The sequence below is a fragment of the Sutcliffiella tianshenii genome (genome assembly GCF_016908565.1).
GTDB classification, from domain to species: Bacteria; Bacillota; Bacilli; order Bacillales; family Bacillaceae_I; genus Sutcliffiella_A; species Sutcliffiella_A tianshenii.
This window is the reverse complement of the sequence record NZ_JAFBED010000013.1, coordinates 24,031-36,855: the sequence shown is the minus strand read 5'-3', so window position 1 is coordinate 36,855 and position 12,825 is coordinate 24,031. Positions and strand designations below refer to the sequence as shown.

At 41.2% G+C, this 12,825-nt stretch carries 18 protein-coding genes and 1 tRNA gene; 9 read left to right on the top strand and 10 right to left on the bottom strand.

Annotated elements, in window-relative coordinates:
* Positions 1-9: 9 nt before the first annotated feature.
* Positions 10-81 (bottom strand) — tRNA-Val (locus JOC95_RS19215).
* 236 nt (positions 82-317) lie between these two features.
* On the opposite strand from JOC95_RS19215, the gene JOC95_RS19210 reads away from it, so the two are divergent.
* Both JOC95_RS19210 and JOC95_RS19205 read left to right on the top strand, forming a co-directional pair.
* Positions 318-542 (top strand): hypothetical protein, encoded by a 225-nt coding sequence (locus JOC95_RS19210; RefSeq protein ID WP_204419284.1) that lies wholly within the window; start codon positions 318-320, stop codon positions 540-542.
* Positions 543-636: 94 nt separating this feature from the next.
* A complete protein-coding gene (locus tag JOC95_RS19205) occupies positions 637-1,188 on the top strand; it encodes an HD domain-containing protein (RefSeq protein WP_204419282.1) in 552 nt (183 codons plus the stop codon).
* A 138-nt stretch (positions 1,189-1,326) separates the two neighbouring features.
* Here JOC95_RS19205 and JOC95_RS19200 read toward each other — a convergent pair whose 3' ends face one another.
* The 4 genes from JOC95_RS19200 to JOC95_RS19185 all read right to left on the bottom strand — a co-directional run bounded on the left by JOC95_RS19200 (position 1,327) and on the right by JOC95_RS19185 (position 4,526).
* Complete coding sequence (locus JOC95_RS19200; RefSeq protein WP_204419280.1) at positions 1,327-1,905, bottom strand: SCO family protein; 579 nt, start codon at positions 1,903-1,905, stop codon at positions 1,327-1,329.
* A gap of 69 nt (positions 1,906-1,974) precedes the next feature.
* Positions 1,975-2,973 (bottom strand): aliphatic sulfonate ABC transporter substrate-binding protein, encoded by a 999-nt coding sequence (locus JOC95_RS19195; protein ID WP_204419278.1) that lies wholly within the window; start codon positions 2,971-2,973, stop codon positions 1,975-1,977.
* Between the two features lie 27 nt (positions 2,974-3,000).
* The gene (locus tag JOC95_RS19190) at positions 3,001-3,756 is read right to left on the bottom strand and encodes an ABC transporter permease (protein WP_204419276.1); all 756 of its coding nucleotides are present in this window, start codon (positions 3,754-3,756) and stop codon (positions 3,001-3,003) included.
* Positions 3,753-4,526, bottom strand: coding sequence for an ABC transporter ATP-binding protein (locus JOC95_RS19185; RefSeq protein ID WP_204419274.1), 774 nt, complete (start codon positions 4,524-4,526; stop codon positions 3,753-3,755). Before JOC95_RS19185 ends, JOC95_RS19190 begins: the two co-directional genes overlap by 4 nt.
* Before the next feature lie 234 nt (positions 4,527-4,760).
* Here JOC95_RS19185 and JOC95_RS19180 point away from each other — a divergent pair, with 234 nt between their 5' ends.
* The 4 genes from JOC95_RS19180 (at position 4,761) to JOC95_RS19165 (ending at position 7,355) form a co-directional block, all read left to right on the top strand.
* Positions 4,761-5,486 (top strand): alpha/beta hydrolase, encoded by a 726-nt coding sequence (locus JOC95_RS19180; RefSeq protein ID WP_204419272.1) that lies wholly within the window; start codon positions 4,761-4,763, stop codon positions 5,484-5,486.
* A gap of 105 nt (positions 5,487-5,591) precedes the next feature.
* The gene (locus tag JOC95_RS19175; protein ID WP_204419270.1) at positions 5,592-6,113 is read left to right on the top strand and encodes a YjcG family protein; all 522 of its coding nucleotides are present in this window, start codon (positions 5,592-5,594) and stop codon (positions 6,111-6,113) included.
* A 3-nt stretch (positions 6,114-6,116) separates the two neighbouring features.
* Complete coding sequence (locus tag JOC95_RS19170; protein ID WP_204419267.1) at positions 6,117-6,542, top strand: GNAT family N-acetyltransferase; 426 nt, start codon at positions 6,117-6,119, stop codon at positions 6,540-6,542.
* 111 nt (positions 6,543-6,653) lie between these two features.
* The gene (locus tag JOC95_RS19165) at positions 6,654-7,355 is read left to right on the top strand and encodes a DUF421 domain-containing protein (protein WP_204419264.1); all 702 of its coding nucleotides are present in this window, start codon (positions 6,654-6,656) and stop codon (positions 7,353-7,355) included.
* Here JOC95_RS19165 and JOC95_RS19160 read toward each other — a convergent pair.
* Both JOC95_RS19160 and JOC95_RS19155 read right to left on the bottom strand, forming a co-directional pair.
* Positions 7,325-8,233, bottom strand: a complete 909-nt coding sequence (locus JOC95_RS19160; protein ID WP_204419262.1) for an MBL fold metallo-hydrolase — start codon at positions 8,231-8,233, stop codon at positions 7,325-7,327. The two genes, JOC95_RS19165 and JOC95_RS19160, sit on opposite strands and share 31 nt — an antisense overlap.
* A 28-nt stretch (positions 8,234-8,261) precedes the next feature.
* Positions 8,262-8,531, bottom strand: a complete 270-nt coding sequence (locus tag JOC95_RS19155) for a hypothetical protein (RefSeq protein ID WP_204419259.1) — start codon at positions 8,529-8,531, stop codon at positions 8,262-8,264.
* 120 nt (positions 8,532-8,651) lie between these two features.
* On the opposite strand from JOC95_RS19155, the gene JOC95_RS19150 reads away from it, so the two are divergent.
* From JOC95_RS19150 to JOC95_RS21435, 3 genes are all read left to right on the top strand, one after another.
* The gene (locus JOC95_RS19150) at positions 8,652-10,952 is read left to right on the top strand and encodes a UvrD-helicase domain-containing protein (protein ID WP_204419256.1); all 2,301 of its coding nucleotides are present in this window, start codon (positions 8,652-8,654) and stop codon (positions 10,950-10,952) included.
* Between the two features lie 160 nt (positions 10,953-11,112).
* Positions 11,113-11,289, top strand: coding sequence for a sporulation histidine kinase inhibitor Sda (gene sda, locus JOC95_RS19145; RefSeq protein WP_275580593.1), 177 nt, complete (start codon positions 11,113-11,115; stop codon positions 11,287-11,289).
* Positions 11,290-11,353: 64 nt separating this feature from the next.
* Positions 11,354-11,821 (top strand): hypothetical protein, encoded by a 468-nt coding sequence (locus JOC95_RS21435; protein WP_239583021.1) that lies wholly within the window; start codon positions 11,354-11,356, stop codon positions 11,819-11,821.
* 45 nt (positions 11,822-11,866) lie between these two features.
* On the opposite strand, the gene spoVIF is transcribed toward JOC95_RS21435, so the two are convergent.
* The 3 genes from spoVIF to JOC95_RS19125 form a co-directional block, all read right to left on the bottom strand.
* On the bottom strand, positions 11,867-12,127 hold the full coding sequence (spoVIF, locus tag JOC95_RS21590) for a sporulation-specific transcription regulator SpoVIF (RefSeq protein ID WP_204419249.1): 261 nt from the start codon (positions 12,125-12,127) through the stop codon (positions 11,867-11,869).
* A gap of 150 nt (positions 12,128-12,277) precedes the next feature.
* Positions 12,278-12,418 carry a YjcZ family sporulation protein gene (locus JOC95_RS19130; protein ID WP_204419243.1) on the bottom strand — a complete coding sequence of 47 codons (141 nt, stop codon included), beginning with the start codon at positions 12,416-12,418 and terminating at the stop codon, positions 12,278-12,280.
* Positions 12,419-12,588: 170 nt separating this feature from the next.
* Complete coding sequence (locus tag JOC95_RS19125; RefSeq protein ID WP_204419233.1) at positions 12,589-12,819, bottom strand: hypothetical protein; 231 nt, start codon at positions 12,817-12,819, stop codon at positions 12,589-12,591.
* Positions 12,820-12,825: the final 6 nt, after the last annotated feature.

Genomic DNA, 12,825 nt, shown 5'->3' with positions numbered 1-12,825 from the left:
TTTATAGGATGATCTGAGAGGGATTCGAACCCCCGACCCCTACCCTGTCAAGGTAGTATTCTCCCGCTGAACTATCAGATCGCAATTTATAAGGTGTAATATTAATTATAGTTAGGACGGGTTTCTTTGTAAAGGATTTTTTAATTTTTCTTTAAAAAATAATAGCCGCCCTTCAATCGAGTGCGGCTGACACCATTAAATAATGATTTTCTCCTTTCTTCTTAACCCTTAATAAAAAAGAATATACGTTCGCATATTTCCTTGCATACAAAACGTATGTTCGCATATAATAATTATTGAAAGGAGGTCAGAATGAGATGCAAAGATTATTATCACTATATGCTAAACAACAGACATCGATTGAAATGATCTACCTGGCAAAAAGCGGCCAGATTACCCAAAGGAAAGTATCCTTGTTGCAACTAAATGGACAATCGGTCTTCGCTTATTGTCACTTACGAAATAGGAAGCGTACATTCATTTTGGAAAACATATTATCTTTTGTTCCATTAAAAGACAATAGAAACACCCTCTCATCATAGTTTCCACTTTTGTCCTCTTGTTTTAGTTTTGTCCAATGTGGTATTCTATACAGTAATATATTTTTCACAAAACCTAACAGGGGAGGAGATATTAATGAGAGAAGTTACACTAACCGATCTATTTTTACACCCGATCACACAGAAATTCATGCAACGGTCCGGGGTTGCGCATGCACTCGAAGTGACCAACCATGCTTTTCATCTGGCTTTCAAATATAATGTCAGTGTCGATATGGCCACAAAGGCTGCCCTTTTACATGATATTGGGCATTACGAATGGTATCGCCAGGGCAAATGGGACTATGAGTTGTATCGTGAAAATGACATCCATGCAATTAAAGGTGCTGAGCGTGCCCATAAGCTGTTAATCAGACTAGGAGAGAACCCACGAATCGCTAAACAAATTTCCGTTGCCATCCTGCTTCATACCGACTCCTATCTTCCTGAATCCGATATCAAGCGCAGCCCACTTCAAAAGGTTGTCAAGCTTGCCGATGAGATGGACGAAGAACAAGGTGGAAATCACCACTACAAAGAAATCGATAAGTTAACCGCCCTAAAAAAGATCCAAAAGCTCGATCAACTTGTTGACCAATACCTTCCTAAACAGCAACTACACTTAAATACCCATGAAAAAACAATCTGATAATAAAAGAGGTAGCAATGCTGCCACCTCAATAAACCTTTATGAAAACCCTTACTTTAGAGTTGTATAAAAGATAGTCGAAGCCGCTTATTTTTAAGAATCCGGCTCCTTCATACAGTCCCTCTCGACGGTTCAACCTTATTCACTGACTTTTTTTAGGTCCTCCATGATTTCCTCTAACGGTACATCCATTCCGCTGTATTGTTCCCGGACGTACCCTTCTTTGTCTACAAGGAAAATTCCTGTACTGTGATTATACTGGTCCGAGGACTCGTCCTTTGCTGCCGGCACCATAAAAGAGACATTTGCAAATCTCTCGATATCCTCCTGCGAGTATCCTGTCACAAAGTCCCAGCTGCTGTAATCTGCTTCCACCTGATCTCCATAATCCTTTAAAGCACCCGGGGTATCTTCATCTGGATCGATACTAAAGGAAACGATGGATATATCAAGCCCTTCTTCTTTCATTTCGCGCTGCACCTTTGCCATATTGGCAGTCATTGGAGGGCATACTGTATCACAATTAGTGAAGATGAAATTGGCCAGCCAAAATTCCCCTTTTTTATCTGATGTGGAGAACGCCTCTTCGTCCTGATTGGTACCTGATAGCTCGCTTACCTCAAGCTTCATGGAAAACTCTTCATCTAAATTGATTTCCTTATCTGCACCACATGCGGAAAGAATGATCATTGCACAAATAGCCAAAAATTTTTTCATAAAAATGAACCCCCTATTTAACTAAAGAAAAAGTGTCGTGACTATTATAGCCCGACACCCCTCTATTTGCTAGTTTATGAATTGTGTATCTATCAAATCTTTGAAATCTGGTTTTTCCTTGAGGAATTTCAGGTCAAAGGATGAGTTTGCGAATTCCTGGATAACTTTTGCATCCACTTCATTTGTAAAGCGGATTCTTTCCCAAGCTGAATCGACAACCTCTTTGGAAAGCTCCTGATTGGTCGATTCCTTGATGGATTTGATTGCTATCTCCTTGGACTCTTCCGGATTCCCCTCAATGAAAGCAACAGATTCCTGATGTGCCGCAACCAGTTTCTCCACTAGGTCCTTCTTTTCGTCGATCAGTTTGCCTGTTGTTACAAATACCGTATTCGGAAGAGTAGTACCATAGGAAATCTCATTGCTGTCCACCAGGATCTTTGCTCCATACTCAATGGACAGTACAGATGCCCACGGTTCAGGAACAGCTGCAGCGTCGACCTTCTTCGATTCGAACATGCCTGCATATTGAGCAGGATTACCTGTTACATGCTTTAACGTGCCACCGATGCGTGCAGATGTTAGTCCAAAGTCCTTCAGGAATGTTTCCATTTGTACATCATGCGTGCATCCTATTCCAGGTGTAATGAAAGTGGCCCCGTCTAGCTCTTCAACAGAAGAGATCCCACTTTCTTTGCTCGCAATGATGACGGTACCCCCAGAAGATGCGCCAGCAACAATCTTCACATCCGCTCCGCTTGAATAGTTATTCATGACAGGTGCAGGACCCACAAGTCCACCATCGATATCCCCAGTCTTTAATGCTGTCATGAATGCCCCACCGTCAGGGAAAGTTTTATATTCCACTGTATATTCCTCGCCGAGGGCTTTTTCATATAATGCTTTTTCTCTTGCAACCATTGCCGGAACATGATCGATATTAGGGAAATATCCTATTACCACTTTTTCCTTTCCATCTCCAGAACCACTGCTTGATGAACCACAGCCGCTTAGAACCCCCATCAAAAGCAAAAATAGTGCACTGACTGCCAACCAACTTTTTTTCATCTTCATTCCTCCCAATATTTTCTCTATTTATGAATCCAAGCCCCAGCGGCGAATGACATTTTTCTCAAAGCGCTGGAAGATGACTAAATCAACAACTGAACCGATGACACAGATAATGATGATGACACCAAACACAAGACTCATCTGACCGAAGTCTGCTGCATACTTCAATGTGTAGCCAAGTCCTGGTCCCATACTCAGAAGCTCTGCGGCCATCAAAGCCCTCCATGCAAATGCCCATGCCAGTCTGGCTCCTGTCACCGCATAAGGGACGGATGCTGGGAGGATGATTTTCCAGAACATTTCAATGCCTGTAGCCCCCATGGTGGAAGCGGCTTTTATATATAGAGGCGGGACACTTTTTATTCCCATCCTCATGTTAATTGTCATAACCAGGGTACCACCAAGTGTGACAATAAAAATGATGGCTGTTTCATTGAATCCGAACCAGATGATTGCCAAGGGAAGCCATACAATGCTTGGTACACTTTGCAGGGCAAGCACCAACGTCCCGAGCGTTTCATCTGCAGTCTTGGATTTCGCAAGCCAAATGCCAAGCAGTGTCCCGATGATCAAGGCGATGGCGAGCCCTACAGCCAAACGCTTAAAGCTTGCCAATAGATCATAGATCAGCGTTTTATCTGCAAATCCAGCAATAAGTGCATCCGCTACATTGGTGGGTTTAGGCATGAGGTCGGGTGACCAACCGATGATCCTCACTGCAAATTCCCATACAATGAATAGGGTCGCAAAAAATATTAAGCGCTTCATTCCAGGTTTCATTGCTTTAACTCCTCTTTCACGACTTTATCTATCTCTTTTTCAAGCATTCTGCTGATATTCAGCTCCAATTCGGCAACCTCTTCACTGGTTCTCAGTCTAGGACGAGGCAGATTCACTTTTATATCTGCAATAATCGTTCCGGGTCTGGTTCCCATGACAAGGATCCTGTCAGATAGCTTGATTGACTCATGAATACTGTGCGTCACAAATAGGACCGTCTTTCTCGTTTGAAGCCAGATTGTTTCAAGCTCCTGCTGTAGCCTCAATCTTGTTTGTTCATCTAATGCGCCAAAAGGTTCATCCATCAAAAGCACTGTGGGATCCATGGCGAGCGCACGTGCAATGGATACTCTTTGCTGCATTCCGCCAGAAAGTTCGTGAGGATATTGCTTGAGGTTGCTTCCAAGCTGGACCATTTTCAAATAATGATGTGCCCGCTTCACTCTTTCTTCTTTATTCTTCATGTCCCTGATGGCAAAGAGGACATTTTCCTCGACCGTCATCCATGGGAATAAGGCTGCTTGCTGGAACACCATCCCCCTATCCTTCCCCGGCTTTGTAATTACCGAGTCCTGTAATCGGATTTCACCGGAAGTGGGCTTCAGCAAACCTGCCACCATCGAGAGCAATGTGGACTTGCCACAACCTGAAGGCCCTAAGATGGAAACGAACTCCCCCTCTTCTATATCCACATTTATGGAGGAAAGAACTGTATTTGCTACATCATTTTGAACATATTGCTTTGTTATATCGGAAATTTGCAAAAACAAAAATATCACCCGCTTTTTAATTCTTATAAGTTTAATCGGAATAATTGGAATAAGAACTATTATATAACCTATGTTTTTTTCGTCAATATATTGACAGCAAAAAATCAAATTATTTTTATCTTTTTTCAAGTAAAGTCCTGTGCGCAAGATTCCTACTTTTTCGGGAAGTTATGATATGATAATGACTAAAGCGCTTACGAGAGTGGAATAAGACATCCTAGGAGGCTCAAAATAATGAAGAAAATATCTGGAAAAATCGAAGAACTGAAACTATATAGCAAGGAACTGCAAGAAGAAATGACCTTGATGGTCTATACACCGCCAAACTATTCGCCGCTCTATAAATACAACGTCCTTATCGCCCAGGATGGAAAGGACTACTTTACACTAGGCAGGATAGGAACGATTGCTGATCAACTTTTAGAAAGCAAGGAAATCCAAAACACCATTATCATCGGGATACCGTATAGGAGTGTGGCGGATCGCAGAGATAAGTATCACCCAGAAGGCAGCAAGCAGGCCGCATATATCCGTTTCCTTGCCCACGAACTGACACCGTTCATCGACCGGGAATATCCGACATATCAAATGGGGATGGGACGGGCGCTAATCGGAGATTCTTTAGGGGCAACTGTCTCACTCATGACTGCTCTTTCCTACCCGCATACATTCGGAAAAGTCATCATGCAGTCACCATATGTGGATGAAACTTTGCTGAACAAGGTCGAGGATTTCCATCAGGCTTCCCTTTTAAGCTTATATCATGTGGTTGGCACGAAGGAAACCGAAGTTCCTACCACCGATGGCAAGAAGAAGGATTTTATCGGTCCAAACCGTACGCTGCATGAACTCATGAAAGAAAAGGACTTCTCCGTATTCTACGAAGAATTCGAAGGCACTCATACCTGGACCTATTGGCAGCCAGATCTTAGACAAGCACTGCCAAAAATGCTTTCATAACTATCAGAATTCTTTTCTATCTATTTCCTTAAAATTACGATAAAATAAGGAAAAGAAATAGTCATTTTTCTTATATAATATCAACATAAGTAGGAGGGATATTGGATGAAATATGGAATCGCTATTTTTCCAACAAAAAAATTACAGGACTTTGCAAATTCTTATCGAAAACGTTATGATGCGCATTATGCGTTAATTCCGCCACATGTCACCTTGAAGACGGCGTTTGAAATTGACGAAAACGACATGAAAACTGTCACTGATGAGCTTTCTTCCATTGCAAAAGATACAGCTCCTATCCCTTTGAACATTTACAAGGTCAGCTCTTTTGCCCCAGTCAATAATGTGATCTATCTAAAAGTGGATCCTAATGAAGAGCTCATGTCCCTTCACGAAAAACTGCACAATGGAACCGGGTATTTCAATGATAACCGTGAGTTTTCCTATGTACCGCATATTACAATCGGCCAAAAATTATCCGATGATGAGCATTCTGATGTACTTGGCTCCTTAAAAATGACAGACATCACGCACGAAGAAATCGTGGATCGCTTCCATTTGCTATACCAGCTTGAAGATGGCATGTGGACAGTATATGAAACTTTTCGTTTTGGAAAGGACTGCTAACCCTTGCACGTACAATTAGTGGAAAATGAACAGCAGCTCGAGGATGCTTATTCCGTTAGGAAAACGGTCTTTGTAGAAGAGCAGCTAGTACCAATCGAAGAAGAAATAGATGAATTTGAAGCGGAGGCAGCCCATTTTGTCCTGTATGAAAATGATCAGGCAATAGGTGCTGGACGCTTTCGGGTAATAGACGGCTTTGGCAAGGTTGAACGAATCTGCGTGCTTCCTACCCATCGCATCGCAAAAGGTTCCGGCCGCAAAATCATGAATTTCATTGAAGGATATGCACTTTCAAAAGGCATCACTTCGCTGAAATTGAATGCTCAGACTCATGCGGAAGGCTTTTATTCCAAACTCGGCTATCAAACAGTGTCTGATATTTTCCTGGATGCAGGAATACCACATGTAACCATGATAAAAAAAATATAAGCGGAAGACTCTTTACTTACTCAAAGTAAAGGGTCCTCCGCTTTTTTTATAATTCATCCAAATTTGGACAGACTACTACAAGGAAACCAATTAAAGGATGACGACAAATTTATGACGGATTATATCAGGATTGCTGTTGAATTATTAGTAGGATTTATCGCGCTTTTTACCTTGACTCAACTCTTAGGAAAAACCCAAATCACCCAGATCACACCTTTTGATTTCATTTCTGCACTCGTTCTTGGAGAATTGGTCGGGAATGGATTATATGACAATGAAATTGGTGTCCCTAAGCTCCTTTTTGCCGTACTGATATGGGGTTCCCTCATTTATCTTTTGGAAATCATCACTCAGAAATGGGGACGAACACGGGCATGGATGGAAGGTCGTCCCTCCATTGTCATTCATAAGGGTAACATCAATCGGAAGGAATTAAAAAAAGCGAAACTTGATATTGATCAACTTCGCCATTTGCTTCGCTCTAAAGGTGCTTTCTCTTTACAGGAAGTGGAATATGCAATTTTAGAAACAGATGGGACAGTCAGCGTACTAAAAAAACATTCCTATGAAATTCCAATCAACCAAGATCTTAATATTGCCCCAAGAAAGATAACACTTTCAACCCCTCTCATTACCGACGGGAGGATACTATCTGATAACCTGAAAGAAATCAATCTAAGCGAGCAATGGCTCTTATCCGAGCTGAAAAAACTAGGATATCATTCACCAAAGGACCTGATTTTTGCGGAGTGGGACGAAGGTAAACCATTATATGTCATCCCTTATCTTGATAATGGTTCGATCAATAACTGATTATCCTTCATCACGAATCTAACCTGGTTTTCTTTTATCAATTTCGTTAAGTATGCAGTTATAGCCGTACGAAATAGCATATAGGATGGTGGGTTTTTTATGATGATCCCTTTATCTGTACAAATGGTTGAAACAAGTTCTTCCAACGATATCCCACCAATTTTCGCTTTTACCGCTTCATATAATTCCCGTTCTATCTCTTTATGTAGTGCTATGTTTTTATCTATCGTGTAGCAATGATCCTCTTCAAATCTTCCGTGTCCGGGAACTGCCCCCCTGCATGGAAGTTTTTTTATTTTTTCCAGGCTATCCATTGTTCTTTCTGCATCAACTATGAATGGGATACCATGTTTTTCAAGTGCATCCACACCAAAGTAGCCGTCTGAGGCAAACAGAATATTATCAAAAAACAGACCCGATTGATTATAGCTGTGGCCAGATAAGGAAATTGTACGGAAAATAGCCTCCCCTATCCTAAATTCCCCCTCTGCTTTTAAAACAGTATCAATCCTGACGGGTTTTCCCTCTAAGAATTTGTTGCGCCATTCGTCCATAGGGTATGCACCATTATATAAATATAGTGGCTCTATCATTGGATTTTGCAAGATCGCTGCTTCAAGTTCAGGTGCAAGTGTATTAACCTCGCTCATCTTCTGAAGATAAGCCGCCCCTCCATAATGGTCGGCATGAGCATGCGTGATGAAAAGATGTGTGAGTGGCAAGTTCTGCATCTTCAGGCTCTTTAACACTTTTTTGATCGCCTGATCGTCAAGTCCTGCATCAACCAGCAGCCCCTCTTGTGGGGAAACTTTGACATAACCTATATTCACTGCACCTTGAAAATAACCTACCCTATCTGTTATCCATTGAAAATCCACTACGAGCACTTCCTTTATGTTCGTCCTACTATATAGATTCGTTTACATACCTTCCCTTTCCTGTTAATTCCGCCAATAAATGATCAGAAATATGGGAAGAAGCTCTTTCTTCTTTTTTCCCTCTGTACATGCTGGATCTAGTGTTTTTCTGGATGTCCTCCCAGGAATACTGCGGATCAACCCGATAAAATGCAGGCCTTACTACCGGATCCAATTTGATAGGTTTATTTGTTGAATTAATGCGGTTCGCATACTGTGTATATGCATCCATTTGAACAGGCAAGACATAGCCCATCATCCATCACTCCTTTCTTCATTTTTTCCCTTATTAGAAAATTACAAACTAAGAATGTCACATGTCCTATTGATATATTATGTGTTACTATGAGAAGGATTGACTGTTAAAGGAGTTTTACAAATGAAGTCTGCCATTTGGAACGAACGATCCATACATTTAGAAAAAATGTCGAGGGAACGCTATCAAGAAATTTATGAAGCAGGTCTTAAAGGCGAGCTCCAGTGTACAGTTTGTGGTGAACCCATCAAACTTTATCTCGGTCTTCGCAAAGAACCTCATTTTTATCATTCACATACATCCATTACACATGAAATGCCTATAGATGAATTGGAGACCGTTCCGACCACCGGTTCTTCAGAAGAAGCCTACATAGAGCGAAATGGATTCCGCATTCCGAAATCCAGATCAATCGCGGTCGATTCCTCCGCTCAAACTGACAAACAATTAAAATGGAAAAATCCAAAGCTGCTTTCCAAGCTGCCTATCTTTATTAAAGAGAATTCGGTTCCCATTTCAACTTTAGGCGGGTTTTTTCAAAAAATGAAAGAGAAAAATATATTCCTAGATTCAGCTCAACAGCAAGCTGTAGTCTCCATCGATGGACCGCTCTTAGTTCTGGCCGGGGCGGGTAGCGGCAAAACAAGGGTCCTTACAACCAGGGTGGCTTATATGGTGCAGGAAAGAGAAATAGATCCCCGCTCCATTATGCTGATTACTTTCACCGCCAAGGCTGCCAATGAAATGAAAGAAAGACTGCAGATGTATGAAGATCACAACACAAGGGGATTCTCAAACCTAGTTGCTGGTACCTTCCATAGTATCTTCTACAAAATATTGGCACATCACCACCACTCTCGCTGGAATGGGGATAACCTCATCAAGTGGGATTGGCAAAAAGAGCAATTCCTTAAATCGGCCGGCAGGAAGATCGGTCTGGATGAGAAGGATTTCCCATTTGATCAGGCTATTGGGCAGATCGGATTTTGGAAAAACAATATGCTTACACCTAAAATGATTACCCCTGCCAATAAACTTGAAGAACAGATAGCCAGCTTGTACAACGATTATGAGGACTGGAAAAAAGAGAAACAGCTTTTTGACTTTGATGATATGCTCATTGGCTGTTATGAGCTACTGTTGGAAACCCCCTCTCTTTTAAGCAGATATCAGGAACGGTTCCGCTATTTCCTGATTGATGAATTCCAGGACATCAACAAAGTCCAATATGAAACGATCAAGCTCCTGGCTCCTGAAGGAAACATCTGTGCTGTCGGAGATGATGACCAAAGCATTTATGCATTCAGGGGCAGTAATCCTGACTTCATACTGAATTATCACCTTGATTTCCCTGACACCAAGGTTGTCACCCTTTCCCAAAATTACCGCTCGGCTCACAGCATTGTTTCGGCGGCCAATCAGGTTATCCAAAAAAACAAAAGCCGCAAGCAAAAGAAAATGGTAGCGCAATATGATAATCAAACCTCGCCCGTATTGTTCTTTCCTTTTGATGAAGAGGAAGAAGCAACCATGATTGTTCAGGATATGAAAGAGCAGATTGAAATGGGAAAACAACCAACTGACTTCGCCATTCTATATCGCACTCACAGTGCAGCAAGAGCGATATTTGAACGACTCTCCCAATCAGGACTGCCTTTTACACTAGATCAGGACTATGAGAGTTTTTATAAACGTCGTATTGTTAAAGGAATACTGGGTTTTCTAAGGTTAAGCGAGGACCAGAATGATGTACAGGCATTTTCAGACATACTACCCTCCCTATTCTTGAAACAATCGAGCCTGCAGGATGCGAAAGCGTTGAGCATCCTTGAAGATTGCAGCCTAGTAAAAACATTGAGTAAACTGTCTAATCTACAACCTTTCCAGTTAAAAAAAATAAAAAGGATCGTGCCGCTGTTTTCCATACTGAAAACAGTGACTCCCCTTGTTGCACTTGAAATGATCGAAAAAGATATGGGCTTTGATGACTATATTAAAAAACGCGGTAATGAAGGCAATGCACTTGAGAAGGGCTCAGATGATATTCGGGACCTAAAGGTTGTAGCAAAGAAGTTCAATTCTATTTCTGCTTTTCTTGAGCATGTGGACGATATGATCGCCAAAACGGATGAGATGAAAAAGCTCAGTAAAAAGTACAATAATGCCGTTCACCTCTCGACCATCCATCGCTCAAAGGGCTTGGAGTATAAGAATGTGTATATCCTTAGTGCAGTAGATGGGAGTCTTCCACATGATTTTTCCTTGGAAGCCTTTCGCAATGGAGAACACCTGGCCCTTGAAGAAGAGCGCAGATTGCTTTATGTAGCCATGACACGTGCACAGGAGGCATTGCTCGTTTCAATCCCTGAAAACAGGAGAGGAAAGAAAGCCTATATGTCACGATTCATAAAAGATATTCTATAAATCATCATGCAATCCCTTTAAAGTGGGATTGCTTTTTTATTATTTCTTTTGTGCTTAATAACGTTTAAATTATTTAGTTTAGGGTATGTACCACGTATGAGTAAAATAGTGCTGAATATTCAGACAGTCCTTTTGGGTAGGAAAGGGGAATGATATATTGATGCAATCGATAAAATCAAATTGCGCTATTACAGAACTTACAGATGAATCGTTGGTATTTGCATATGAAAATGCAAGAAAAAAAAATCTGGACCTGCACTTCATTCAGCTTCTGGAGGAAGAAATCGTCAAAAGACAAATTGACACATTGCTTCAATCTACAAAAATTCCTAATTGATAGTACAAAATGGCTCAGAAATGGTACTATATAAAATATACAGACTAGTTTAACAAAGGGGTTTATGATGACTAAGACAATTCAAGATGTAGAACAGTGGACACCATTCCATCGACAGACTGCCGTTTCCCTCTTCAACCAAGTATGGGACCTGATGGAAAAGGAAGCCCGTACGGAAGAGGAAGATTATTTAATGGTACATAAGGCACATGCATCCCGCTATCACTGGAATGAGATAGGCGAGCCTGTCCATTTTTCCCGCGGAGAATGGCAGATTTCAAGGGTCTATGCCGTTCTGAACCGACCAGAGCCATCACTTTATCATGCAAAGCGCAATCTTGCCATCTGCCTGGAGCATGGGATAGGGGACTTTGATTTGGCATTTGCATACGAGGCCTTGGCCCGTGCCTATAGTATCTGCGGGGAACAGAAATTGAAGGAAAACTATCTGCAATTGGCACATGAAGCAGCTGCACATATTGAAAAAGAAGGCGACAAAAATTTGGTTTTGAATGATTTGGAAACTATATAGAACTATAAAAATCTGGCACTCTTCTGAGAGCCAGATTTTTTTCTCTTATTTTTTCTTTTCATTTAACATTTTCGAAATGGTTCCCATATCAACAGGCTTATTTCCGTTAATCAATGTATTTACAATCTTATCTTCGAGTTCTTTAGGTACTTTGCGATTCGCCAAGGCAGCCACCTTGCTTACAAGGTTTCGTACTGTGGTTTCATCCTTGAAATTTGCATTTTGCATCGAATTTGCGAGTTCAAACACATCCTTCATATTTACACCCGTTTTCTTCTCTATGCCCTTGAATAAATTATTTTCCACTTTACATCCTCCTCTCGGATATATCTCATTGTATGTGTGAGAGCCTATGATGGTGACACGAAACACTTCACTTTTGTACAGGCTTAAATAACACAAAAAAAGAAACAGAAAAGCACGGATCAACCGTACTTTTCTAATTCCTATTAGATATTAATAACCTTTGCACGCACAACCAACGATGATTAAAAGAATGAATAGAACAACGATTAACACGAATGTGCTGCCTTGGTTGCCACAACCGTATCCGTAAGCTCCACCTACGCCATAAGGATAGCCTCCATAGTAACCCATAATCTCGCACCTCCTTAATGAAGATTCCCTATTACTATATGTATTAATAGTAAATCGGTATGGGCTATTTTACAGGGAATGTACAGAATAATTTGGAGGGCTATGCAAATAGGTTATGGGTGAAGGAAAACCCCCATTAGAATGGAGCCAAATAAAAAGAAGTGAAAGAACTAAAGTTTATCACTTTGTGTTTCTTCCACTTCTTTATAATCCAGATCGTTTATTTTACTGCTTGTACCTTCCATCCAGTTCTCCAGGTCTCCAATATAACGGTTCAGCCTGGATTCAAACCATCGTGCCTGCTGAATGAACTCTTCTGCATCAGCAATACCGGCTTCACCTGATTTTTGTGTTTCTTTTAGATTTTCAAACACTTTCCACCGTTCAAACATAAATTTCAAATGCTC